At 70.6% G+C, this 23,999-nt stretch carries 20 protein-coding genes; 9 read left to right on the forward strand and 11 right to left on the reverse strand.

Annotation, left to right across the window (positions count from 1 at the left end; all coding sequences use genetic code 11):
* Window positions 1-7: 7 nt before the first annotated feature.
* The 3 genes from gnd to dnaA all read right to left on the reverse strand — a co-directional run bounded on the left by gnd (window position 8) and on the right by dnaA (window position 4,242).
* Window positions 8-904, reverse strand: coding sequence for a phosphogluconate dehydrogenase (NAD(+)-dependent, decarboxylating) (gene gnd, locus VFW79_RS02660; RefSeq protein ID WP_329675761.1), 897 nt, complete (start codon window positions 902-904; stop codon window positions 8-10).
* Between the two features lie 100 nt (window positions 905-1,004).
* The gene (dnaN, locus tag VFW79_RS02665) at window positions 1,005-2,135 is read right to left on the reverse strand and encodes a DNA polymerase III subunit beta (protein ID WP_329675762.1); all 1,131 of its coding nucleotides are present in this window, start codon (window positions 2,133-2,135) and stop codon (window positions 1,005-1,007) included.
* 625 nt (window positions 2,136-2,760) lie between these two features.
* Window positions 2,761-4,242 carry a chromosomal replication initiator protein DnaA gene (gene dnaA / locus VFW79_RS02670; RefSeq protein ID WP_329675763.1) on the reverse strand — a complete coding sequence of 494 codons (1,482 nt, stop codon included), beginning with the start codon at window positions 4,240-4,242 and terminating at the stop codon, window positions 2,761-2,763.
* 539 nt (window positions 4,243-4,781) lie between these two features.
* Between dnaA and rpmH the strand changes: the two genes are divergently transcribed.
* The 8 genes from rpmH to VFW79_RS02710 all read left to right on the forward strand — a co-directional run bounded on the left by rpmH (window position 4,782) and on the right by VFW79_RS02710 (window position 12,108).
* Window positions 4,782-4,919: a 50S ribosomal protein L34 gene (gene rpmH / locus VFW79_RS02675; protein WP_109131294.1), complete on the forward strand. Its 138-nt coding sequence runs from the start codon at window positions 4,782-4,784 to the stop codon at window positions 4,917-4,919.
* A gap of 11 nt (window positions 4,920-4,930) precedes the next feature.
* Window positions 4,931-5,293 carry a ribonuclease P protein component gene (gene rnpA, locus VFW79_RS02680; protein WP_329675764.1) on the forward strand — a complete coding sequence of 121 codons (363 nt, stop codon included), beginning with the start codon at window positions 4,931-4,933 and terminating at the stop codon, window positions 5,291-5,293.
* Window positions 5,290-5,613, forward strand: a complete 324-nt coding sequence (yidD, locus tag VFW79_RS02685; protein WP_414647844.1) for a membrane protein insertion efficiency factor YidD — start codon at window positions 5,290-5,292, stop codon at window positions 5,611-5,613. The genes rnpA and yidD overlap by 4 nt, the downstream gene beginning before the upstream one ends.
* Window positions 5,614-5,637: 24 nt before the next feature.
* Entirely contained in the window at window positions 5,638-6,735 is a 1,098-nt protein-coding gene (gene yidC / locus VFW79_RS02690) for a membrane protein insertase YidC (protein WP_329675765.1), read from the forward strand.
* 41 nt (window positions 6,736-6,776) lie between these two features.
* Window positions 6,777-7,295 carry a protein jag gene (locus VFW79_RS02695; protein WP_329675766.1) on the forward strand — a complete coding sequence of 173 codons (519 nt, stop codon included), beginning with the start codon at window positions 6,777-6,779 and terminating at the stop codon, window positions 7,293-7,295.
* A gap of 826 nt (window positions 7,296-8,121) precedes the next feature.
* The gene (rsmG, locus tag VFW79_RS02700) at window positions 8,122-8,802 is read left to right on the forward strand and encodes a 16S rRNA (guanine(527)-N(7))-methyltransferase RsmG (protein ID WP_329675767.1); all 681 of its coding nucleotides are present in this window, start codon (window positions 8,122-8,124) and stop codon (window positions 8,800-8,802) included.
* A 793-nt stretch (window positions 8,803-9,595) separates the two neighbouring features.
* On the forward strand, window positions 9,596-10,714 hold the full coding sequence (locus VFW79_RS02705) for a ParA family protein (protein ID WP_329675768.1): 1,119 nt from the start codon (window positions 9,596-9,598) through the stop codon (window positions 10,712-10,714).
* Window positions 10,711-12,108, forward strand: coding sequence for a ParB/RepB/Spo0J family partition protein (locus VFW79_RS02710; protein WP_329675769.1), 1,398 nt, complete (start codon window positions 10,711-10,713; stop codon window positions 12,106-12,108). Before VFW79_RS02705 ends, VFW79_RS02710 begins: the two co-directional genes overlap by 4 nt.
* Before the next feature lie 323 nt (window positions 12,109-12,431).
* Here the strand turns inward: VFW79_RS02710 and VFW79_RS02715 are convergent, their stop codons facing one another.
* The 8 genes from VFW79_RS02715 to VFW79_RS02750 form a co-directional block, all read right to left on the reverse strand.
* On the reverse strand, window positions 12,432-13,391 hold the full coding sequence (locus tag VFW79_RS02715; protein ID WP_329675770.1) for a D-alanine--D-alanine ligase family protein: 960 nt from the start codon (window positions 13,389-13,391) through the stop codon (window positions 12,432-12,434).
* A gap of 38 nt (window positions 13,392-13,429) precedes the next feature.
* Window positions 13,430-14,770, reverse strand: coding sequence for a PLP-dependent aminotransferase family protein (locus tag VFW79_RS02720; protein WP_329675771.1), 1,341 nt, complete (start codon window positions 14,768-14,770; stop codon window positions 13,430-13,432).
* A 103-nt stretch (window positions 14,771-14,873) separates the two neighbouring features.
* Window positions 14,874-15,215 carry a thioredoxin gene (trxA, locus tag VFW79_RS02725; RefSeq protein WP_329675772.1) on the reverse strand — a complete coding sequence of 114 codons (342 nt, stop codon included), beginning with the start codon at window positions 15,213-15,215 and terminating at the stop codon, window positions 14,874-14,876.
* A complete protein-coding gene (gene trxB, locus VFW79_RS02730) occupies window positions 15,212-16,162 on the reverse strand; it encodes a thioredoxin-disulfide reductase (RefSeq protein WP_329675773.1) in 951 nt (316 codons plus the stop codon). The genes trxA and trxB overlap by 4 nt, the downstream gene beginning before the upstream one ends.
* A 100-nt stretch (window positions 16,163-16,262) precedes the next feature.
* On the reverse strand, window positions 16,263-18,140 hold the full coding sequence (locus VFW79_RS02735; protein ID WP_329675774.1) for a protein kinase family protein: 1,878 nt from the start codon (window positions 18,138-18,140) through the stop codon (window positions 16,263-16,265).
* 61 nt (window positions 18,141-18,201) lie between these two features.
* Window positions 18,202-19,866, reverse strand: a complete 1,665-nt coding sequence (murJ, locus tag VFW79_RS02740) for a murein biosynthesis integral membrane protein MurJ (RefSeq protein ID WP_329675775.1) — start codon at window positions 19,864-19,866, stop codon at window positions 18,202-18,204.
* Entirely contained in the window at window positions 19,863-22,046 is a 2,184-nt protein-coding gene (locus VFW79_RS02745) for a DUF6049 family protein (RefSeq protein WP_329675776.1), read from the reverse strand. The genes murJ and VFW79_RS02745 overlap by 4 nt, the downstream gene beginning before the upstream one ends.
* Window positions 22,043-22,588: an NUDIX hydrolase gene (locus VFW79_RS02750; protein ID WP_329675777.1), complete on the reverse strand. Its 546-nt coding sequence runs from the start codon at window positions 22,586-22,588 to the stop codon at window positions 22,043-22,045. The genes VFW79_RS02745 and VFW79_RS02750 overlap by 4 nt, the downstream gene beginning before the upstream one ends.
* Window positions 22,589-22,748: 160 nt before the next feature.
* Here VFW79_RS02750 and VFW79_RS02755 point away from each other — a divergent pair.
* Window positions 22,749-23,999, forward strand: a 1,251-nt coding sequence (locus VFW79_RS02755) for a CCA tRNA nucleotidyltransferase (RefSeq protein ID WP_329675778.1), incomplete at its 3' end; no start/stop codon positions are given.

Genomic DNA, 23,999 nt, shown 5'->3' on the forward strand with positions numbered 1-23,999 from the left:
ATCACGGTCAGCTCGAGAGCGTCGCCGGCTTGGTCGCGTGGCCGCCGAACTGCTGGCGCAGGGCGGCGACCGCCTTCATCGCGGGGGAGGCCCCCTGGCGCGACGTGAACCGCGCGAACAGTGCGGCCGAGATGACCGGCAGCGGGACTGCGGCGTCGATGGCCTCGTCGACCGTCCAGCGGCCCTCGCCCGAGTCCTCGACCCAGTCCTCGATCGCGGCCAGCTCGGTGTCCTCCTCGAGCGCCTTGACCAGGAGGTCTAGGAGCCAGGACCGGACGACCGTCCCGCGCGTCCAGGCCTTCAGGGTTCCCGGGACGTCCTTGACGATGTCCTTCGCGACGAGCAGCTCGTAGCCCTCGGCATAGGCCTGCATCAGGCCGTACTCGATGCCGTTGTGGATCATCTTGGCGTAGTGACCTGCGCCGACGTTCCCCGCGTGGACGAATCCCTCGGCACGGGGGCCCTCCGGGCGCAACGCGTCGAAGACGGGCATCGCCCGCGCGACGTCGGCCTCCTCGCCGCCGACCATGAGCCCGTAGCCGTTGGCCAGTCCCCACACGCCGCCCGAGACACCCGCGTCGACGTAGCCGATGCCGTGCTGGGCGAGCAGCTCCGCGTTCGGGGCGTCGTCCGTGTAGTGCGAGTTGCCACCCTCGATGACGAGGTCACCGGACTGCAGGAGGCTCGCGAGCTCGGAGACGACACCGCGGGTGATGTCACCGGCCGGCACCATGACCCACACGATGCGCTCGCCGGCCGGCAGCGCCGCGACGAGGTCGCCGAGCGTCGCCACGTCGGTCACCGCCGGATTGCGGTCGAACCCGGTGACCTCGATGCCGCCGGCGCGCAGGCGCTCACGCATGTTCGCACCCATCTTGCCGAGCCCGATCAGACCGATGTGCATGAGTGTGCCTCTCGTTGCTCGACGTCGCCCGACGTCACTCCCGTGGACCGTCCGGGCGACGGAACGGACCGATCACGCGTCCAGCCTGGCGCCGCGAGCCTCAGCTCGCGAACCGGATGGGCACCAAGAGGTAGCGGTACTCCGGGAGGTCGTCGCCCTCGAGCGACTCCTGCCCGGTGAACTCGACCGGCTTGTTCGGGTGCGTGAACGACATCCGCACGAACGGCGTCGTCAACGCTCCCAGCCCGTCGAGCAGGAACTGGGGGTTGAACGCGACCGAGATGTCGTCGCCGACGAGGGTCGCCTCGAGGGCTTCCGACGCCTGGGCGTCGTCACCCTGGCCCGCGTCCAGCACGACCTGCCCGTCGCTGAACGACAGCCGGATCGGTGTGTTGCGCTCGGCGACCAGCGCGACCCGCTTGGCCGCGTCCGTGAGGGACTGCGTGAGCACGACGGCGTGGATCGGGGTCTCGTCCGGGAACAACCGGCGCACGGCCGGGTAGTCGCCGTCGACGAGGAGCGACGTCGTGTGACGGCCGCCCGCCTCGAACCCGATGAGGTCGACACCCTGACCGGTCGAGAGTGCGATGTTCACGGAACCCGCGGAGCCGAGCGACTTGGCCGCGTCGGACAGCGTCTTCGCGCGGACGAGCGCGACCTGGGAGATGTCCGGGGACGTCGGGTGCCACGTGAGCTCGCGCAGCGCGAGGCGGTAGCGGTCGGTCGCGAGCAGCGTGATCTTCTCGCCCTCGATCTCGACGCGCACCCCTGTCAGCAGCGGCAGCGTGTCGTCCCGGCTCGCCGCAACCGTCACCTGGGTGACCGCGTGCGTGAGGGCGTCGCCGTCGACCGTGCCGGTGACGGCGGGCATGACCGGCAGCGCGGGGTAGTCCTCGACCGGCATCGTCAGGAGCGTGAAACGGCTCGCGCCGCACGTCACGGTGACCTTGGTGCCCTCGAGGACGACATCGACGGGCTTCGCAGGCAGCGCACGGGAGATCTCGGCCAGAAGACGACCCGAGACCAGGACCGTGCCGGGCTCGCTCACGTCGGCCGCGATCTCGGAGCGAGCCGACACCTCGTAGTCGAAGCTCGACAGCTGGAGCGTCCCGTCGCTGCGCGCCTCGATGCGCACACCGGCTAGGACGGGGACGGGCGGGCGGGTCGGAAGACTACGAGCTGTCCACGTGACGGCTTCCGCGAGGACGTCACGCTCGACTCGAAACTTCATGCCCCACCTCTCGGTCCATCGTGACGCGTCGGTTGAGCTGGCTGCCCACGCACGGCGACCAGACGGGAAGCCTGATCCTCAGCGTGCAGTGCCGGCGCGACATCGACGCACAGGTCGGAGCGAACACTACGCGAGTGGACACAGCGCTGGTACCTGCTGGGGAGCGTCCTGGATCGTGTTGTCCGAGCGTCTGGCTGGGCCGGCCGTCGTTCTCTCTTCGCTGGTGTGTGGATTTCCCCATGAGAGAAGTCTCATCGTCGTCTTCGCCTTTGTGAATCCTGGGGATGACGGGTCGAGTCGCAGGTCATCGTGTGATTCGGGTGTGGACGATGAGTGTGCACGGACCGGGGACAAGTCATGAGGCCGGTGGACGAGCATCCGACGTTCATCTGTCGTCCACCGACAAGGGGTCCTCTGTCCACACGGTATCGGCGTGTCGTCCACCGTTGTCCACAGGTCTGTACACAGGTGTGAATATTCGTCCCACGCCTCTCTCAAGCCGATGTCAAGGGTTGCCCGTGGGGGAGCGTGCGGCGACGCCGCTTTCCAGGCGCGACTCAGTGCCCCGTGTCGGACCTGAAGATGGCGCCACGGAGGGAATGTCATTCGTGGGGGAAGGAGCTGATCAGCTGCGGTTCTGCTGCTTGATCCGGTTGGTCAGCTCGGTCACCTGGTTGTAGATGCTGCGGCGCTCAGCCATGAGCTCGCGAATCTTGCGGTTCGCGTGCATGACTGTCGTGTGGTCGCGGCCACCGAACGCCTGGCCGATCTTCGGCAGCGAGAGCTCCGTGAGCTCACGGCACAGGTACATCGCGATCTGTCGTGCGGTCACGAGGACGCGGGAGCGCGAGGAACCACAGAGGTCCTCGATGGTGAGACCGAAGTATGCGGCGGTCTGACCGATGATCGCCGTGGAGGTGATCTCCGCGGCCGTGCCGTCGGTGATGAGGTCCTTGAGCACGATCTCGGCGAGCGGACGGTCGACCTGCTGGCGGTTGAGGTTGGCGAAGGCCGTGACCCGGATCAGGGCACCCTCGAGCTCACGGATGTTCGTCGAGATCCTGGACGCGATGTACTCGAGCACGTCGTCCGGCGCCTTGAGGCGCTCGTTGCCGGCCTTCTTGCGCAGGATCGCGATGCGCGTCTCGAGGTCCGGGGGCTGGACGTCGGTGATCAGGCCCCACTCGAAGCGCGAGCGCATCCGGTCCTCGAAGCCGTTGAGCTGCTTGGGCGGCAGGTCGGACGTGATGACGACCTGCTTGTTGGCGTTGTGCAGGGTGTTGAACGTGTGGAAGAACTCCTCCATCGTCTGTTCCTTGCCCTGCAGGAACTGGATGTCGTCGATGAGGAGGACGTCGACCTCGCGGTAGCGGCGCTGGAACGCACCGGCCTTGTCGTCGCGGATCGAGTTGATGAAGTCGTTCGTGAACTCCTCGGAGTTCACGTACCTGACGCGCACCGACGGGTAGAGGTTCTGTGCGTAGTGCCCGATGGCGTGGAGCAGGTGCGTCTTGCCGAGCCCCGAGTCCCCGTAGATGAACAGCGGGTTGTAGGCCTTCGCGGGAGCTTCGGCGACAGCGACCGCGGCGGCGTGCGCGAACCTGTTGGACGAGCCGATGACGAAGGTCTCGAACTGGTAGTTCTTGTTGAGCCGCGCGGGCTCCAACGGGCTCGACGGTCGCCGTCCGGACCCCGGGCGGAACGGCTGGGAGTCCTGGGAGTGTCGTTCGTCCTCGTCGTCGTCGTAGGTGGTGTCGCGCGAGCTCGGTGCGTCGTGCGCACGCTCGACCTCATGGGAGGCGGTGGGCCGGGGCGCGGCGATGGCGGGCTCGTCCGAGGCCAGGTCGACATCGATCGTGATGGCGAAACGTCCCTCGCGGCCCAGGGCCGACGTCAGAGCTTCGGTGACCTCGGTGCGCACGCGCGTCTCGAGGTACTCCTTCGTCAGGTCGTTGCCGACCGCCAGGAGCATGGTGCCGTCGAGGAGGCCGAGCGGCTTGGCCAGCTTCACGAAGGCGATCTGTCGCGGCGTGATGTCCGGGCTGTGCTCGAGCTCAGCGACCGCCTGCGCCCAGACGCGGACCGGCTGATCGTCCTGTGATGACACGTTTTCCCTCACTACCCGTCGGCGCTCGCGTGGTCGAGTTTCGCACGGCTGTGCGTGATCCACACCTTTGTCCACAGCCTGTGTGCGGCGACCGGCAAACCCATGGTAGGGACGGCACGACCGGTGGACCGCGGCCGATGCGTCGTACCGAGAAGGCAGGCACCGCGCCGCGAGGAGGGTGACGACGGGCAAGCGTAGCCGCCTGTGCACAGCCCTGCGATAGTCCGCACGGGTGATGTGGGACCGGTGCGCGTGTCGGTGTAGCTCTGCGCCGAGCGGGCATGGAAGCCTTGGTGACGGTAGTCGTCGGCGTGAGGCGTGCTGGCGGTCCCCCCGAGTCGTCCGGCATTTGACCGGGCACGGTCGTCCGGCGTAGCGTTGCCAAGCCTTCCTGATGGCTCCTGCTGGCGCGCCCTGGCGCCGGAATCAAGCGCTGCGTGCTGACATGCGGCGTGGTGATCCGGAGCAGTCGAGCTCGGCACTCAGACCTGGTCGCGTACCTGTGCGCGATCGATGCCCCGAAGTAGTTGGAGAGACTCGTGAGCAAGCGCACGTTCCAGCCGAACAACCGGCGCCGGGCCAAGACCCACGGCTTCCGTCTGCGTATGCGCACACGCGCAGGCCGCGCGATCCTCGCCGCTCGTCGGCGCAAGGGTCGCGAAGAGCTCTCGGCCTGACGCCTGCTCCGGTGCTGCCAGCAGCGCACCGGATGCGCCGCCCTGCGGAGTTCGAGCAGGCGGTGCGGCGTGGTGCGCGCGGTGGGCGTGACTCGCTCGTGGTGCACCTCGCGACACGGACCGACCCCGGACCTGGTCCGGTGGTCGGTCTTGTCGTGTCCAAGTCCATCGGGAACGCCGTGACGCGGAACAAGGTCAAGCGGCGGCTCCGTGCGCTCGTGCGTGCCCGGCTCGGCTCGATCCCGGTCGATGCGGGCGTGGTCGTGCGTGCGCTCGGTCCCGCGGCAACACGCCCGTACCTCGACCTCGGCGCGGACCTGGACGCAGCACTCGAGACAGCCGCCCGTCGGTCGAGGCGTCCGGTGCGGGCATGAGCGGTCATCCCATGACCCACGTCTCGATGGGCTCGGTCGCACGCGCCGTGGTCCGGTTCCCGGGCCGCGTCCTGCTCCTGCTGATCCGCGGCTACCAGCTCTTCATCTCCCCGATGAGACCTCCGACGTGCCGGTACTACCCTTCGTGCTCGCAGTACGCGGTGATCGCGATCACCCGGCACGGCGCGATCCGGGGAACCGGGCTCGCGGCCTGGCGCTTGCTGCGCTGCAATCCCTGGAGCGCCGGGGGCGTCGACGACGTCCCGCCTGCGCAGGACCGGCAGCGTCATCACCATCACGTGGCCTCGGCCACGTCCTGATCACCGAACGAGGAGCTCTGCCACATGTCGTGGTTTGACGGCCTGCTCTACCCGATCATGGTCGCGGTGGCCTGGATCATGGTCCAGTTCCACACGCTGCTCACAGCGATCGGCCTGGACCCGGCCTCCGGCGCTGCATGGGGGCTGTCGATCGTCGGCCTCGTGATCGTCATCCGGATCGTGCTAATCCCGCTGTTCGTCAAGCAGATCAAGGCGTCCCGGGGCATGCAGATGCTCAGCCCTGAGATGCAGGCGATCCAGAAGAAGTACAAGGGCAAGTCCGACCCCGCGTCCCGCGAGGCGATGAGCCGCGAGACGATGGAGCTGTACAAGAAGCACGGCACCAACCCGTTCGCATCGTGCCTGCCGATCCTCGCCCAGTCGCCCATCTTCTTCGCGCTGTTCCGGGTCCTGTACTCGCTGCCGAAGCTGTCGACGGGCACCTACCCGAAGTCGTCGATCGGCCCGCTCGATGCCGCCACCGCGGGGCAGGTAGAGCACGCCACGATCTTCGGTGCGCCGCTGTCGGGCTACTTCATGTCGAAGGACGGCGGGACGACCGTCAAGATCGTCACGATCGTGCTCATCCTCGCCATGTCCTTGACGACCTTCCTGACGCAGCGGCAGCTGACCATGAAGAACATGCCGCCCGCCGCGCTCGAGGGCCCGATGGCGCAGCAGCAGAAGATGCTCCTGTACTTGATGCCGCTGATCTTCGCCTTCTCGGGCGTCAACTTCCCGATCGGCGTGCTGCTCTACTGGACGACGACGAACCTGTGGTCGATGGGCCAGCAGTTCTACACGATCCGCCGGATGCCCGCGCCAGGATCGGCGGCCGAGGCCGCCATGAAGGCACGACAGGCCCGTAAGGCTCATCAGTCGGGCCTGGAGCTGGCGGTGGCCGACGGTCCCGTCATTGATGACAAGCCGCGAGGTCAGCGCGTCCAGCCGAAGCGCAAGGACCGCGCCAAGCCGCGACCGGCGGACGGCTCGACGGCGAAGACTGGGTCGACCGCTTCCGCGGGCAGCACGGCACCGAGCAGCACAGCCAAGGGTCAGTCCTCCACCGACGGAGACCAGACGCCCCCGGCTGCAGCAGCACCACGCAAGCCCAAGAAGTAACGCTCACCCACCGGCAACGAGCCGCATCCCGAGGAGCACCCATGCCGTCATCCGTAGAGAACGAGATCGTCCCCGGCGAGGAGAACCCCACCAGCCGGCTCGAGGAGGAAGGCGAGATCGCTGCCGACTACCTCGAGGAGCTGCTCGACATCGCCGACCTGGACGGTGACATCGACATCGACGTCGACCACGGTCGTGCCGCGGTGGAGATCGTGGCTGAGCCCGACTCGGAGCGTGCGCTGCGACGCCTCGTCGGCGCGGACGGGGAGGTCCTGGACGCCCTTCAGGAGCTCACGCGGCTCGCCGTGCAGGCGAAGACGGGGGAGCGGAGCCGTTTGATGCTCGACATCGCCGGCTACCGGGCCGAGCGTCGGACCGAGCTGGTCGCTGTGGCAGAAGAGGCGATCGCCCGGGTGCAGGAGTCCGGGGCGCCGGTGGCGCTCGCGCCGATGAACCCGTTCGAGCGCAAGGTGGTGCATGACACGGTGGCGGCCGCAGGGCTCGTCAGCGACTCGGAGGGCGTGGAGCCGGCGCGACACGTGGTGATTCGCGCGTCCTGAGACTCGACGCAGGGCACATCGTCTGGCGAACGGCCGGCTCCTGAGGAGCCGGCCGTTCGTACGTGGACCGACAGTCAGCGGGACTACCGCCGATGGGTGGACTTCGGTTCGTGTACGGGCTGCGACTGATGTGTGGACTGCCAGTCGCATGTGTCCGGTTGGCCATGGGTGTCAGGTCGACTGTGCGGCGCGCCGTGTAGCGCCTCGACTGTGTGACGACGTCCAGGGAATCAGAAAGGCCATCGGCCGGCACCTTGCGGGGCTGTTCGTCGGGGGAGCACGCGTGGCGGTCGTGGGCCTCGTGCCCCATCGCTCCCGTGGCCGGCGCGGAGGCCGGCGGAGAACAGTGTGAGCGGATCAACGGTGCGGGAATCGCGGTGAGCTCGCGGGAGCGAACGCGGGGGCCCGGGCCAGGTTCGGCGGTCGCCCGATGTGCGGATCGGGGCCTGTTTCACGTGAAACCGAGGCGTCTCGGTAGGTGACTGGCCTGCGTCGAGCTCTCGAGCACGCCGATCGCGGAGCGTGGGTCGCGCGGGACCCACGCAGCCACGAGGCCCGGGCGGTGCAGGACTATGCGGCACACGCGCTGATCCGTGGTTTCACGTGAAACAGCAATGGAGAGGCCTGTGCACAGCGGTGTGCCTGGGCGGGTACCCGCTGGGCCGCAGGGTACGGTGGGGCTTCCAGAAGACAGTCGAGCGAGGCTCAGCAGCACCGCGGTCGCGGCCATGTGCGTGCGGTTCCGCCAGCTCCAGGAGTGTGCTCGTCATCGAGAACCCTCGCGGGCGATGACTGACCAGTGTGTATGCCATCAAGGGGAGGCCGCGTGACGCACGACGACCGTGTCGACGTGGCGCTCGAAGTAGACCCATGGGAGGGCGACAGCCGGCTCCCTGACCTCTTCGGTGCCTCCTGGCCCGCGATCGCGGCGTTCCACACCCTGCTCGTCGACGAAGGCGTGCGTCGTGGACTCGTTGGCCCGCGGGAGGTTCCCCGGCTCTGGGAGCGACATCTGCTGAACTCGGCCGTCGTCGTCCCGTTCCTGCCCGAGACCGGCCGCATCATCGATCTTGGATCGGGCGCTGGCCTTCCCGGGATCGTGGTTGCGGCGATGCGGCCGGACGCGGAGGTCGTGCTCCTTGACCCGATGGAGAGGCGCACCGACTGGCTGCTCGAGGTCGTCGGGGCGCTGGGCCTTGCGAACGTGGTTGTCATGCGTGCACGCGCCGAGGATGTGCACCGCGAGCTGTCCGGCGTGGCGGTCACCGCGCGGGCTGTTGCGCCACTCGACCGGCTCTACCGGTGGGCTCTCCCGCTCCTTGTCAAGGGCGGCGTGCTGGTCGCGCTGAAGGGAGCCCGGGCGCACGAGGAGGTTGAGTCGGCAGCTCGGGTGGGCGCAAAGCTGGGCGGCGGACCCGCCGAGATCGCGAGCGTCCGTGCGGTCGACGGAGCCGAGGAGACCACAGTCGTGCGGGTTGTCCGGGAGGTAGTACGCGGTGTTCGGTAGGAAGAAGAGGCGGCAGGAGCCGATCTCCGCGGTTGCACCCGAGCCACTCGCGCCGGGAGCATGGCAGGCCCCCGTCGGTGTGGAGCGTGGCTTCGAAGACGACGGCGTGATTGTCGACAGCCGCGGGGACTCGCCGGAGGTTTCACGTGAAACAGGCGCACATGAGGGGACTGCAGTCGGCGATCACGGCGACCTCACTGGCGGGCCCGCCGGTCCTTCTGCCGATCAGGCCCTGACGGGGGAGGCCGCAACCAGCCCATTCGCCACCACCGCGACCGCCTGGGTGCCGTCTGCAGGAGCTCCGCGGAGTACTGAGGTCGAGCCCGGTGTCCTGGTCCACCCCGAGGACAGTGCGCGGTCGTCGCTGAACGGGCAGGTCGGCCCCGACCGGGGGTCGTGGAGCGCGGGCTCAACGGAGCCCGCGCGCGAGGCAGCCGGTGACGAGCCGTCGGCGCCTCTCGGTGGTGAGCTGCCCAGCCGGCCGGACCAGGCAGACACCATGGGCCCCGATGCGGCAGGCCGCTCCGGCCCCGACGCGGCTGGCCGCTTCGGTCTCGGCGCCACAGACAGCACCAGTCGCGACGGTTCCGCAGCTGCGCACAGTGCTTTCTCGAGCGCACCGCGTGCTCTGGCGAGCCAGCCACCGGCGTCGGAGGTTGCAGCCGGTGTTTCACGTGAAACAGAACACCTTCCGGGGTCGGCGACGGCGGTCGGGAGCGCCGGGGTCGGCGCCGGCCCCTTCACGGCTGATGCTGCGCCTGCTCAGCCCGACCGCACAGGAGAGAACGAGGACGTGTCCAGTCAGCCCGACGTGATCCATGGAGCCGGTCACGACGACGAGGCGCGCCGAGCGGCGCTCGTCGACAGCCTGCCCGACGCCGATGAAGACACGCCTTTGATGGCACAGATCCAGGCAGACGCCACGCGTCGGATCCAGCTGCGCGGCCGGAAGTTCCCTCGGCCGGCGCAGACCCGGATCATCACGGTCGCCAACCAGAAGGGCGGGGTCGGCAAGACGACGACCACCGTCAACGTAGCCGCGGCGCTCGCGCAGTCAGGACTGAACGTCCTTGTTCTCGACAACGACCCCCAAGGGAACGCGTCGACGGCTCTCGGTGTGGCGCACCATGCCGGCACACCATCGATCTATGAGGTCCTCGTCGACGAGGCGCCCATGGCGGGCGCCGTCCAGGAGTGTCCTGACGTCCCGAACTTGTGGTGCGTCCCCGCGACGATCGACCTCTCAGGCGCGGAGATCGAGCTCGTCTCCATGGTGGCGCGGGAGACTCGGCTCCGGACGGCACTCGACGCATATCTGGCCGGTCGTATCGCTGCAGGTCAGGAGCCGATCGACTACGTCTTTGTCGACTGCCCCCCGAGCCTGGGTCTGCTGACAGTGAATGCCTTCGTCGTCGGACGCGAGGTCCTGATCCCGATCCAGTGCGAGTACTACGCGCTCGAGGGTCTCACTCAGCTCCTCAAGACGATCCAGCTGATCCAGGCGCATCTGAACCCAGGTCTGCACGTCTCGACGATCCTCCTGACGATGTACGACGCGCGCACCAACTTGGCGCAGCAGGTGGCACAAGAGGTTCGCGATCACTTCCCCGAGACGACGCTGCGCACCTCTGTTCCGAGGTCCGTCCGCATCTCGGAGGCGCCGAGCTACGGACAGACGGTCATTACCTACGACGCCGGATCGTCAGGGGCCCTGGCCTACCTCGAAGCCGCGCGCGAGCTGGCCGAGCGCGGGGCCGCGGACACAGGCGCCGGGGCCGACAGCGACGGAGCAGCGTCGGCGATCTCGCTCTCCGCACCAGGCGGCGATCGCATCAACCACACGAACGGCACGGCCGGCGGCTCGCCCAGCGTCGTCGGCAGCATCGCGGGCAGTCATCAGGAGGAGCAGTGAGCGAGAAGCGACGTGGTCTGGGCCGTGGCCTGGGCGCACTCATCCCGACGGGACTTGACGGGCAGCGGTCGTCCGACACACAGCGTCCCGTTGACGTCTTCTTCCCGGAGAACCGCCGGGATGCGCACAGTGAGACGTTCCCGACCGACGGCGTCGCCGATCTGACGGCCACCGCGAACGGCGAGGCCGCTGTTTCACGTGAAACGGCGGGACCTCCGGGGAGCCATGAGTCCTCGGTCGAGGGCGGCACCGCGACGCCTGGCCACGCGTCATCCTTGAACGGCTCCGGCACGTCCAATGGCTCGCCCACGACGGGCGGCGCGGTCTCCGGCGACGGCTTGCGCTCCTCGAACGGTTCACCATCGGCTGGCGGCTCGGCGTCGGCCAACGGCACCGCGTCCGACAACGGCTCCGCGTCGGCCAATGGCTCCGCGTCTAGCAACGGCTCCGCGTCCAGCCACGCCCCTGTGTCCGGCAACGGCTCAGTGTCCGGCAACGGCTACTCCTCGACGTATAGCGCGAGCCTCGCCGGCGCTGACAACGGCTACCCCGCAGATGACGGGCTGGTCGCCGTTCCGGGTGCGCGGTTCGCTGAGCTTCCCGTGGACTCGATCAAGCCGAACCCGCGCCAGCCCCGCACGATCTTCGAAGAGGATGCGCTCGACGAGCTGGTCGGCTCGATCCTCGAGGTCGGCGTCCTGCAGCCGATCATCGTCCGACCCGATGGGGACTCGGGCTACGAGCTGATCATGGGGGAGCGCCGGCTTCGCGCCACCCAGGCGGCGGGCCTCACGACGATCCCCGCGATCATTCGTGACACCGAGGACTCGGACCTGCTGCGCGACGCGCTGCTCGAGAACCTGCACCGTGCACAGCTCAACCCGCTGGAGGAGGCCGCCGCCTACCAGCAGCTGCTCGACGACTTCGGGTGCACGCATGAGCAGCTCGCGAGCAGGATCCACCGATCGCGTCCGCAGATCTCCAACACTCTCCGTCTCCTGCGGCTGCCGCCGCTGGTCCAGCGACGCGTCGCTGCCGGTGTGCTGTCGGCCGGTCACGCACGCGCTCTCCTCGGACTCGAGGACGGCGCGGCGATCGAGCGGCTCGCTCAGCGGATCGTGGCAGAGGGCTTGTCAGTGCGGGCTGTCGAGGAGATCGTCTCGCTCGGCGGCGATCCGGCGGCTCCGGCCGTCCGGCGGAGGCCACGGGCCGGTGACCGGAACGAGGCTCTGGACGAGCTGGCCACCCGGCTCTCGGACCGCTTCGAGACTCGCGTGAAGATCAACCTGGGCAAGCAGCGCGGGCGGCTGACCGTCGAGTTCGCGTCGGTTCAGGACCTCAACCGGATCCTCGAGAGCTTCGCTCCCGACGACCCGGGCCTCCTGCGCAACTGAGTTTCAGCAGCCGCAAACGACGACGGCGGTGTGCTCGAGAGAGTGGACCGCCGTCGTCGTTGCGAGCGCATCTCACGTGGAGGCGCTCGTGACCTGCAGCCCGTCGGGTGCGAGAGCCGCGCGTGCCGTTCTGGACACCGCGTCACGTGAAGACGCTCATGACCCCGTTCGGTGGGCGCCTGCGCCCCGACTGCCGTTCGTACGCAGGGGTCGCGTCTACGCCGGGCTCACGTCAGGGTCGTGACCCGCAGCCAGGTCTGCACCTGTGCCGCCATCGCCGGTCCGGGGCCGCCGTTTCACGTGAAACAGTGCATCTGCGCAGGTCAGGGAGCTAGCGCCGCCATCACGAGCTCCCGGTACAGCTCGCCGAGAGGACGACCTGCGGCTTCGGCGGCCTGGGGGAAGAGTGAGGTCTCGGTCATGCCGGGCGCCACGTTGACCTCGAGGAACTGTGCCGTCCCGGCGTCGTCGACGATGAGGTCGGTGCGGGACAGGTGCGTGAGCCCGAGTGCCCGGTGCGCGGCGATCGCCATCTCGGCGACCTGATCGGCCACCTCGGCGGTCAGCCGGGCTGGCGTGAAGTACTCGGTCCGCCCCGGGTTGTACCGGGCGTCGAAGTCATAGGGTCCGTCGGTGACGATCTCGACGGCGGGGAGCGCGTGCGGCCCGTCGCCCGTGTCGATGACGCTGACGGCGAGCTCAGTGCCGATCACGGCACGCTCGATGAGCGCCGTGTCGCCGTAGGCGAAGCACGCCACCATGGCACGGGGGAGGTCGGCCGCGCTGGTGACGTAGCTGACACCCAGGGCGGATCCGCCCCTCGACGGCTTGACCACCAGCGGCAGACCGAGGCGACCGACGATCGCGTCGAGCACTCGGCTGGCGCCGAGCTCGCGGAACAGGCTCTGGGGGAGCGTCACGAACTCCGGCGTTGCGAGGCCGGCACGCTGGACGACGGTCTTCGCGATCGGCTTGCTCCAGGCGATGCGGCTCTGCCGCGGCCCGGTTCCGAGCGCACGCAGCCCGAGCAGCTCGAGGACGTCACGGATCGATCCGTCCTCGCCGCTCGCCCCGTGCAGCAGGGGCCACACCAGGTCAGGACGGGTCTGGGAGAGCGCGGGGATGAGGTCGGCGTCGACGTCGTGCACGCTGACCTCGAGCCCGACGGTGCGCAACGCCTCGGCAACCCGCCGACCGGATCGCAGGGACACGTCACGCTCGTGCGACAGCCCGCCGGCGAGGATGACGACGCGCGGCGATGTCACTGCAGAGGAGGGGGTCACGAGGTCTGTCGCTCCGTAGGTCAGGGGTGGCGAACGAGTCAGGCGAGGTCAGGGCCGGGCGTCTGGACGCCGTCGCGCCCGTCGCCGCCGCTGGTCCCGAACAGGTCGACCAGCTCGCTCTCGCCCGCGACGACGCCGGCCAGGCGGCGCACGCCCTCACGGATGCGCTCCGGCGTCGGGTAGCAGAACGACAGGCGCATGTGGTCGCGGCCCTGGCCGTCGGCGTAGAAGGCGGTGCCGGGCACGTAGGCGACGCGAGCTGTGACGGCGCGCGGCAGCATGTCCTTCGCGTCCAGACCGTCGGGAAGCTTGACCCACGTGTAGAAGCCGCCGTCGGGCACTGTCCAGGAGCAGTCCGGCATGTGCTCCGCTAGCGCGCCAAGCATCGCGTCGCGCCGCTCGCGGTACATCTCCCGGAAGGACTTGATCTGGCCGTACCAGTCGCAGGTCGAGAGGTAGGCGCTGATCGCGAGCTGCGAAGCGTTCGACGGGCACAGGATGGCGGACTCGCTCGCGAGGACCAGCTTCTCCCGGACGGCGTGGGGGGCGACCGCCCAGCCGACCCGGTAGCCGGGCGCGAACGTCTTCGAGAACGAACCGAGGTAGATGACGCCCTCGTCGTCGATCGAGCGCATCGCGGCGAGCGGCTCGCTGTCGAACCCGAGCAGGCCGTAGGGGTTGTCCTCCAGGACGAGGACCCCGTAACGCCGAGCGATCTCGAGAATCTGCGGCCGGCGCGCAGCCGAGAGGGTCACTCCCGCCGGGTTGTGGAAGTTCGGGACCGTGTACAGGAGCTTGACGCGGCGACCTTCTGCGGCGAGCGCCGCGAGGGTCGACTCGAGCGCCGCGGGGATGAGCCCGTCGGCGTCCATCGTCACGTGCACGATGTCGGCCTGGTACGCCCGGAACACCCCGAGGGCACCGACGTAGCTGGGGGCCTCGGCCACCACGACGTCGCCGGGGTTGACGAAGATACGCGTCACCAGGTCCAGGGCTTGTTGCGAACCGGTTGTGACGACGACGTCGTCGGGGTGCGCATGGATTCCCTCGAGGCGCATGACCTCGAGGATCTGCTCCCGGAGCGTCTCGTCGCCCTGACCGGAGCCGTACTGCAGCGCCGTCGCGCCCTGCGTGGCGATGACCCGCTGGGCAATCTCGCCGAGGACGTCCATCGGCAGGCCCGCAAGGTTCGGCATGCCGCCCGCGAGCGACACGACCTCGGGCCGGTTGGCGACCGCGAACAGGGCCCGGATCTCGGAGGCTCGCATCGCGTGCGCACGCTCGGCGTAGGCGCCGAGCCACGGGTCGAGCCGAGTACCGGCAGCGGGCGTCGGCGGGGTGCCCGACGTCGCGTCGCCGGGGCTCAGGTGCGGGAACATCCCCCGAGTGTCGCACGAGCGCAGGGCCGCTCCAGGCCTCGTCCGGACGTCGACCCGCGTGTTGCCCCGAACGCCCGGGCTACGCCGTCAGCGACGCACGCAGCTACGCCCCTGCTACCTCGGCGAGCACGGCCTCGAACTCCTGCGCGAGGACCTGCTTCGGGCGGGCGCCGATGACGGACCGGATCAGCTCGCCACCGGAGTAGAAGTTGAGCGTCGGGATCGACACGACCCCGTAGTCCCCGGTCACCACGGGGTTCTCGTCGGAGTTGAGCTTGACGATCTTGATGCGGCCCGCGTACTGCTCGGCGAGCTCCTCGAGGACGGGCGCGACGAGGCGGCACGGGCCGCACCACGGCGCCCAGAAGTCCACGACGACCGGGATGGAGGACTCGAGGACCTCGGCGGTGAACGTGGCGTCCGTGACGGGCGACGTCGTGCTCATCGGGCGTCCTCCAGGTCGGCGAGGTAGTGCTGGGCGTCCAGGGCCGCAGCGCACCCTGAGCCGGCGGCGGTGATCGCCTGGCGGTAGACGTGGTCGACCGCGTCGCCTGCCGCGAACACGCCGGGCAGGTTCGTCGCCGTCGAGCGCCCGACGACCTCGATGTACCCGTTCTCGTCGAGGTCCACCTGGCCGACGACCAGGTCGGTGCGCGGCACGTGCCCGATAGCGACGAACACGCCCGTCGCGGGGTGCTCGCGGGTCTCGCCCGTGACGGTGTCGCGGAGCGTCACACCCGTGACCTTGTCCGTCCCGTGGATCGCGACGATCTCGCTGTTCCACGCGAAGTCGATCTTCGGGTCGTTCTTGGCGCGGTCGGCCATGATCTTCGAGGCGCGCAGCTCACCACGGCGGTGGACCATCGTCACGCGCTTGCCGAAGCGGGTGAGGAACGTGGCCTCCTCGACGGCGGAGTCCCCACCGCCGACGACGATGATCTCCTGGTCGCGGAAGAAGAAGCCGTCGCACGTCGCGCACCAGGACACCCCGCGACCCGAGAGCCGCTTCTCGTCGGGCAGTCCGAGCTCGCGGTAGGCCGAGCCCGTCGACAGGATGACGGCCTTGGCGGTGAACGTCTCGCCACCTCCGACGACGACGGTCTTGATCGGACCGGTCAGGTCGAGGGACGTCGCGTCGTCCCAGAGGACCTCGGCGCCGAACTTCTCGGCCTGCTTCTGGAGGTTCTCCATGAGCTCGGGCCCCTGGACGCCATCGGGGAAGCCCGGGAAGTTCTCGACCTCGGTCGTGTTCATCAGCGCGCCGCCCGCGGTGACCGACCCGGCGATGACCAGCGGAGCGAGGCCGGCGCGTGCCGCGTAGATCGCTGCGGTGTATCCGGCGGGTCCGGAGCCGACGATGATCAGGTCGCGCGGAGAGGTCTGGTCGGTCATCGGGGGAGTCCTTGCGGGTCGGCGGTTGGTGATCGGTGAACAGATCCGGGGCCGGATCTGTTCCGGATCTCCGGCGGTGGCGGGCAGCGGTGAACGAGCGTCAGGAGACCGTGATCTCCGTGATCTCGATGCGGTTGGAGCCGTCCGCGGTCTGGGCGAGCGCGGTGAACCAGAGCACGATCGAGGACGTCTGTGTCGGGGTGGACAGAGTCAGCACGGTGTCGGCCGAGAGCGGCCCGGAGGCCAGGACCGGGCCCGCGGTGGGGCTTGCGGCGTCGGTCGCCCGGAGCTCGACGTTGCCGCCCGTGCCGTTGACGTGCAGCGTCACCGACGTGACGGTCGCGGGCGACGCGAGGCTCAGTACGAACCCGACCGCCGGTTTGATTCCGCCGAAGTTCGGCTTGGTGTAGGTGCGGGTGTACCAGGCGGTCGACGGGTCGCCGTCGACCGCGCGGGCGGCGAGCTCCGGGTGCTCGCCGGCAGCCAGGTCCGACGGGTCGATCGTCGAGACCGACGCGATGACGGGCGCACCGCCGGCCGGGACGGTGGGCGGTGCCGAGGTCGCCTGTGCGGCCGGAGCGGCCGGAGCCGTGGAGCTCGCGGGCGCGGAGCTCGTGACGACGGGCGCAGGCACGACGTCGTCGCGCGGCGTCACGGGCTTCGTCAGGAGCTGGAACGCGATGATCACACCGATGACGACGGCGACGGCGACGAAGGCGATCACCAGCTTCGTCGGGTCGAATCGGCGCTCCGAGAAGGCCTCCGGCTCGTCGGTCCGGTCGTCGAACGGCAGGCCGAACCCGCCGGGCCGCTCCGGTTCGCTCCAGGGGGCGCTGGCGCGTGCCGGCGGGACGGACGGCGGCGGACCGGGGGGAAAGCCCGGATCGGGACGGGGCTCGAACGCGGGTGCCACGACGGGCTCGACCGGGGGGAACAGCGGGCCGACCACGGTCGGACGCTCGACACGCGGAGGAGCTGCGGCGGGCTCCGGACCGCTCGACACGGGTGGGAACGCGATGCCGGGGTGCGCCGGCGGGGGCGTACCGGTCAGCCGAGGGCCGGCGGGCGACTGCTCGAACGTGGCGCGCACCGACTGCCGGTCGACGCGTGCCGGAGCCAGCGACGGGGCGGGCGCGGCCGCGGCGGCGCCGGTGGGCACCGACGGGCCCGAGTCGGCGCGACCGGCCAGTCCGATCGAGCGGATCTCACCCCAGGGCTCGAGCTCACGGACGAGCTCGGCAGGGCTGTGGGGTCCGTCGTCGTTCGAGCCGAGCGTCACGACGCACAGCGTGTCGAGGTCGGCAGGGACGCCCGCGACCAGGTCGCCCGGGGGCACCGGTCCGTCGGCGGCGAGCGGCGCAGCCGGCAGCGAACCCAGTCCGGTCGTCGGGACGAGGTCCTGGGGACCGACCGGCCACCGGCCCGTCAGGGCGGCGTACAGCAGCCGGACGAGGCCCACGGTGTCGGCGCGGGTCGTCGTGCGTGCGTCGCCGAGCCCCTGGCCCAGCAGTGCACCGTCGAACGCGAGACCCGTCAGCAGCACCCTGTCGTCGGGCGTGATGTGCACGACCGACGGACGCAGCGCGAGGTGGTGGACCCCGCGGCGGCGCGCGATCTCGAGCGCTGCGGCCACCTCTCCGACGATCGCGCGGGCCTGGTCGCCCGTGAGTGGTCCTCGTGCGAGCAGGTCGGCGAGCGACGGGCCGCGGACCTCCTCGGTCACGACGTAGCTGACGCCTTCGTGGCTGCCGACGTCGAGCACGCGAACGAGCCGCGGGTCGGAGACGAGGGCGGCACGCCGGGCGGCGTCGAGCGCCTGCGGGACGTTGCCGGACACGAGGATGCGCACGCGCACCGAACGGTCGAGGATCTGGTCGGTCGCCTGCCACGCGGGCGAGCCCTCGAGGTCCGACGCGAGCGGCTGGAGGACGCGATACCGTCCTGCGAGCACCGTGCCACGTCCGACGACGTCCACCACCAGGCCTCCTGCGGTCCATGAGTCCGGCTGTGCGCCGAGACCCCATGCTAGACGCGGACCGTCAACCGCGTCGCGCGGCCCGCCTGCCACCGAGGCGCCCGGTCACCGTCCGGATCAGCACCGTCAGCTCCTCGACGCGCATCATGGCGAGCAGTCCCACGTAGGCGGCCGTGATCACACCGCCTCCGACGACGCACATGACGACCGCGTGCGTCCATCCGCCCACGGGGCCGAGGAGGTGCAGGACGAGCGCGGCGACCACCGTCGCGAGGCCCGCCGCCACGACGGCCTTGACGTGGACCTGCAGGACACGGCGCCCGTCGATGCCGTGCAGGCGTCGACCCACCGCGACCAGGCCGAGGGCTGCACCGACCACGTACGACAGCGTCATGGACCCCGCGGCACCCACGGCCCAGTACCGGGGTGCGAGGAGCACACGCGCCAGCAGGGTCCCGCCGATGACGACGACGACCATGACGACCTGGATCGGGACCATCGAGCGGGCGTCCTCGTACGCGTAGTAGACCCGCTGCGCGAGGGACCAGGCCCCGAACGCGACCAGACCGAGCACCATCGCGACGATCACGGGCGCCAGGTTGCCCAGGGGGCCGAGATTCTCGGAGGGGAACAGCACCCGGCTGAGCGGGAGCGCGAGGAGTGCGATGAGAGCCGTCGCCAGGACCGTGAACAGGCCGACGGTGCGCAGCCCCAGCGACAGGTCCGCGCGCACGGCGTCGACGTCGTCGGCCGCGGCGCGCGCCGAGAGCCGCGTGAACAGGGCCGTCATGAGGGACACCGTCACGATGGAGTGCGGCAGCATGAAGATGAGGAACGCGTTGTCGTAGAGGTTGTTGCTCGCGCTCGCCGTCGTCACCCGGCTGACGACCCAGACGCCGACCTGCCCGACGAGCAGGCCGAGGAAGGTCCAGTACGCGACCCGGCCGGCGGTCCGCAGACCCACCCCGCGGAAGCCCCAGCGCGGCCGGTAGCGAAAGCCGCTGCGGTACAGCGGGATGACGAGGACGACGGCCTGCGCGACGACGCCGAGCGTGAACGTCCCCGCGAGGAGCGTGACCTGCGGCGCACCCCACCAGGCCGGGTCGTTGAAGGCGGCCTCGTGGCTCGAGAACGGGCCGTTGACCGCGATGAACACAGCCAGCCCAGCCATCGCGACGACGTTGTTGACGACGGGGGCCCACATGTACGGGCCGAAGCTCCCGCGCGCGTTGAGCACCTGACCGAGCAGCGAGTAGAGCCCGTAGAAGAACATCTGCGGGATGCACCAGTACGCGAACAGGACCGCGAGGGCCGTGACCGCCGGGTCCGTGAAGTCGGAGTAGAACCCGATCAGGAACGGTGCTGCGACGGTCAGGACGGCACCGAGCCCGAGCAGCAGCGCGATCCCGAGGGTCAGCAGCCGGTCCACGTAGTCCTGGCCGTCCGCCCGCCGGTAGGCGCGCACGACCTGGGGCACGAGGACGGCGTTGAGGACACCGCCCGCGACGAGCAGGTACAGGATGTTCGGCAGCTTGTTCGCCTGGGCGAACGCGTTCGCCGCGTTGCCGTTGAGGCTGATGGCCCAGACGAGCATCGTTCCGCGCAGGACGCCGAGCACACGGGAGACGGCAGTCCCCGACGCCATGAGCGCGGTCGAGCGGCCGAGGCCGGCGGTCGAGCCCCCCGCCAGCTCGGCGCCGGGGTCGACCGGCTCGATCGGCCCGGTCACGGGATGTCCTCCTCAGCCGGAGCGGTCGCGGCGGATGCCGGCACCCGCGCGCCGCGGTTGGCGGTCTGCCCGCGCCGGACGGTCCGCACGATCCCGACGACGAGCCCGAGGGCGAGCAGGGCACCGACGGCCAGGGTCCCGACGTTCTCGATCGTGGGTGCGAGGCGCGCGCTGAACTGGGCAGGCGACGCCACGATGGTGCCGTCCGAGGCCAGCAGGTACACGTCGACGGCGACGTCGCAGTTGGCGTTGGCCTGCACGTCGACCGTGACGGTCGCGTCGCTCTCGGCGGCCACGGTTGCCGGCGTGGGGCCGTCGGGCACCGTCAGGCAGGCCTTGCGCGGGCGGAGGTCGACCCGCACGGTGGCGGCCTGCGGGAGCGCGTTGTGGACGGTGAGGCGGATCTGGGTCGCGCTCGCGATGACGTTGAACTTGGGGCTGACCAGGACCGACAGGCCGGTGCGCCGCGCGTTGGCGTCCGTGAGGACGGTGTTGACGAGGGCGCTGCGCTTCGACGGGGCGTCGCGCCACGCCACCGAGAGCGGGCTGAGGATCTCGCGGTCGAGACCGGCAAGCAGCGCGTCGGGCACGGCGACGACGGTCGCGAAGGCCGCGACCGCTGCCCGGGCGTCGCCGAGCGCACCGACGTGCGCGGGCGACAGCTCCTGCGCGCTGCGCGTGCTGGTCGGCAGCGGCGTGCGGGCCGAGCTGTCGCGGGCACGGCCGATCAGTCCGGTCACCGACGTGAGGTCGACCCACGGTGCGGTCGCGAGCGCGTCGAGCTGCGCCTGGACGATCGGCACGTCGGGGACCCAGTCGCGGGGGAGGGCGGCGAGCAGGTGCTGCCCGGCTGAGGCCTTCTCGTGCGCCGCGACGGCGGTCTCCGCGAGGATCCGCTGGGCCGCGGTGGCGGCTGTTGCGCCCGGGTCCACGGCTTTCGCGTCGGTCAGGGCGGCCGTCAGCGCGGCGTCGGGGACGAGGGCGGTGAGCGAGCCGGCGTCGGTCTGGACCGCGACGGTGCCCGACCTCGTCGGCGTCGCCCCGTCGGTCGGGGCGAGCGCCTGGGGGCCGACGACGAGGGCGCGGGCTCCGGACCGCACCGCGAGCGAGGCCGTCGTCGCATCGGGGATGTCGTCGGCGGCCCACATCAGCTGGGTCTGCGGGCTCCCGCCGAACACCGTCGCCGCGGAGCTCGCGGACGCATCGCGCGCGAGCGTGAGCAGGTCGGGTCGGTCGGCGTGCGCGATCGCGGCCAGGTCCGGGTCACCCCAGGGCAGCGCGAGCACGTCCCGCCGGGCGGAGCGCTGCGTCAGGTCGGCGAGCCAGGACGTCGAGCTCGACCCGCCCGCAGCCGCGGCCTCGACGAGCGAGGGGTCGACAGCCCACGACACCTCGGTGTGGTGGCCCGTCGCGTCGATCACCGCGCGCAGGCGCCCGCTCGCGCTGGTCAGGGCGTCGAGCGCGAGTGCGGCCGCCGAGGAGCCGACGCTTGCTGTCGCGGCCGGGCTCGGGGTCGACGCGGGGGTCGGTGCCGGGCTGGGTGTCGTGGTCGCAGCGGGCGCGGACGCCGGGCCGACGACGGGGACGAGCACGCTGACCGGTGACGCCGTGGGCGCGGTCTCGTCCGGCAGCCACAGCAGGAAGGTGCGGTCGAGACCGAGACGCCGGCCCGCGTCGGTGAGCTCGACCGCCAGCCCGCGGGGACCCCAGGCGTCGGGGGTGTTGAGGAGCGCGAACGCCGACGCGGGAACCGTCAGGGTCGCCTGGACGCTCATGCCTGGCGCGAGAGGCCCGGGGATGTCGACCGAGCCGACCGCCTTGCCGGCGTCCGCCGCGACCGCCGAGCCTGCCCACGTCTCCAGCTGGGTCGTCGACGCGAGCCTGAACCGGCTGATGCGCAGCGTCGCGCGGGGGTTCTCGAGCACTGCCGCGGTGTCGTTGCGGATCGTCGCCGTCACGACCAGGTCCTGGGTGGGCTGCAGGACCTGCGGCTCGACGGCGGTGACCTGGACGAGCACGCCGCCGGCAACCGGAGTCGCAGCAGGCGTGGCCGCCGACGCCGAGCCGGGCCCGAACGGTCCGCCGACCGCTCCGCCGACGCCGAGCCCGACGAGCGCCAGCACGCACAGCAGGGCCCGCCACCGGAGGGGCATCGCGTGGCCGAGGCGCGACGGACTCATGCCCCGCTGGCGAGCACCAGGTGTGCCGCCTCGGCGAGCCGCCGCTCGTTCGGGTACGCGAGCCGTGCCGCGAGGTCGGCGAACGCCACCCACTCGACGTCCTCCGCCTCGCCGTCCGGGTCGCCCGCGACGCTCAGCTCGCCGCCGACCGCCCCCAGGAGGAAGTGGTGGACGACCTTGTGGACGCGGCGATCGTCGCCCGTGAACCAGTAGTCGATGATGCCGAGCCGGCGCACGACGCGACCGACGATCCCGGTCTCCTCGGCGATCTCGCGGACGGCCGCCTGCTCAGGGGTCTCATCGCCCTCGAGGTGACCCTTGGGCAGGCACCACTCGAGGCGCCCGGCCCGGTTGCGGCGCGCGATGACGGCCGCGCGGTGGATGCCGTCCTGCGTGCGCACGACGAGCCCACCCGCGGAGGTCTCCTCGACCACGGGGAGGACGTGCGGAACGGCCCGCTCGCCGAGCGCGTGGGGGTCGATGCGCAGGGCGTGACCGCCGGGTGGCGTGGGGACGCCTCCGTCACGCGCTGGGCTCGACATATCGACACTGTAACGACTCTCTGGTTCGCCGCTTTCACCCGTGGCGTCGGGCTCGTGCCGGTCTTGTGCATGTCCGGTCCCCGTCCGATGCCCGATCGGAGCCGTCGAGGGGCGTCGGCATCTGGCACGCTTGGGCGTTGTGCCATCCACCGACCCGTCCGTGACCGCCACCTCCGGGGGAGGCGCGCCCGATCAGGGCGCGCTGCTCGCGCTCCAGCGTCGCGCGCTCGGGGTGCTCGCGGGCCTCGCGCCTGAGGCGATCGAGCTCGGGCAGACGTTCGCGGCGGCGGGTCATGAGCTCGCGCTCGTCGGCGGACCGGTCCGGGACGCGTTCCTCGGCCGGGTGAGCGCCGACCTCGACTTCACGACGTCCGCGAGCCCCGACGAGACCGAGGCGCTGCTCGCCGCGTGGGGCGACGCGCACTGGGACATCGGCAAGGCGTTCGGAACGATCGGTGCGCGGCGGCACGGTCGACGCCACGGCGGCGAGGACGTCGTCGTCGAGGTCACGACGTACCGGACGGACGCCTACGACGCGTCGTCGCGCAAGCCGGAGGTCGCGTTCGGGGACTCGCTCGAGGGCGATCTGTCGCGGCGCGACTTCACGGTCAACTCCATGGCGGTCCGGCTCCCGGGGCTGACGTTCGTCGACCCGTTCGGCGGCCTCGCGGACCTGGCGCGCGGGGTCCTGCGGACGCCGGTCGCGGCACGGCAGTCCTTCGACGACGACCCGTTGCGCATGATGCGGGCGGCGCGGTTCGCTGCTCAGCTCGGCTTCGCTGTGGACGACGACGCGCTCGCAGCGATCCGAGACATGCACGAGCGGATCACCATCGTGTCGGCCGAGCGGGTGCGCGACGAGCTCACGAAGCTGCTGCTCGCCCCTGTGCCGCGACCCGGGCTCGAGGTCCTCGTCGACACGGGCCTCGCTGAGCACGTCCTGCCCGAGCTGCCGGCGCTGCACCTCGAGCGCGACGAGCACCACCGGCACAAGGACGTCTACGAGCACTCGCTCCAGGTCCTCGAACGGGCGATCTCGCTCGAGACCGGACCCGCTGGCCCCGTCCCGGGTCCCGACCTCGTGCTGCGCCTCGCGGCGCTGCTCCATGACATCGGCAAGCCCGCGACCCGACGGTTCGAGGCCGGCGGCGTCGTCAGCTTCCACCACCACGAGGTCGTCGGCGCCAAGCTCGTCGCCCGCCGGCTCCGCGAGCTGCGGTTCGACAAGGTGACGGTGCAGGCCGTCGCGCGGCTCACCGAGCTGCACCTGCGCTTCCACGGGTACGGCGACGGGGCGTGGACCGACTCTGCGGTCCGCCGCTACGTGACCGACGCGGGCCCGCTGCTCGAGCGGCTGCACCGGCTGACCCGGTCCGACTGCACGACCCGGAACCGGCGCAAGGCCGATCAG

The organism is Cellulomonas sp., from assembly GCF_036279715.1.
In the GTDB taxonomy this organism is placed as follows: domain Bacteria; phylum Actinomycetota; class Actinomycetes; order Actinomycetales; family Cellulomonadaceae; genus Cellulomonas_A.

Bases quoted from the DNA above. Each gene is read 5' to 3' on its own strand.
- gnd (WP_329675761.1), bottom strand. From the start codon at position 904: ATGCACATCGGTCTGATCGGGCTCGGCAAGATGGGTGCGAACATGCGT.
- dnaN (WP_329675762.1), bottom strand. From the start codon at position 2,135: ATGAAGTTTCGAGTCGAGCGTGACGTCCTCGCGGAAGCCGTCACGTGG.
- yidD (WP_414647844.1), top strand. From the start codon at position 5,290: ATGAGCGGTCATCCCATGACCCACGTCTCGATGGGCTCGGTCGCACGC.
- yidC (WP_329675765.1), top strand. From the start codon at position 5,638: ATGTCGTGGTTTGACGGCCTGCTCTACCCGATCATGGTCGCGGTGGCC.
- VFW79_RS02695 (WP_329675766.1), top strand. From the start codon at position 6,777: ATGCCGTCATCCGTAGAGAACGAGATCGTCCCCGGCGAGGAGAACCCC.
- VFW79_RS02720 (WP_329675771.1), bottom strand. From the start codon at position 14,770: ATGTTCCCGCACCTGAGCCCCGGCGACGCGACGTCGGGCACCCCGCCG.
- trxA (WP_329675772.1), bottom strand. From the start codon at position 15,215: ATGAGCACGACGTCGCCCGTCACGGACGCCACGTTCACCGCCGAGGTC.
- trxB (WP_329675773.1), bottom strand. From the start codon at position 16,162: ATGACCGACCAGACCTCTCCGCGCGACCTGATCATCGTCGGCTCCGGA.
- VFW79_RS02745 (WP_329675776.1), bottom strand. From the start codon at position 22,046: ATGAGTCCGTCGCGCCTCGGCCACGCGATGCCCCTCCGGTGGCGGGCC.
- VFW79_RS02750 (WP_329675777.1), bottom strand. From the start codon at position 22,588: ATGTCGAGCCCAGCGCGTGACGGAGGCGTCCCCACGCCACCCGGCGGT.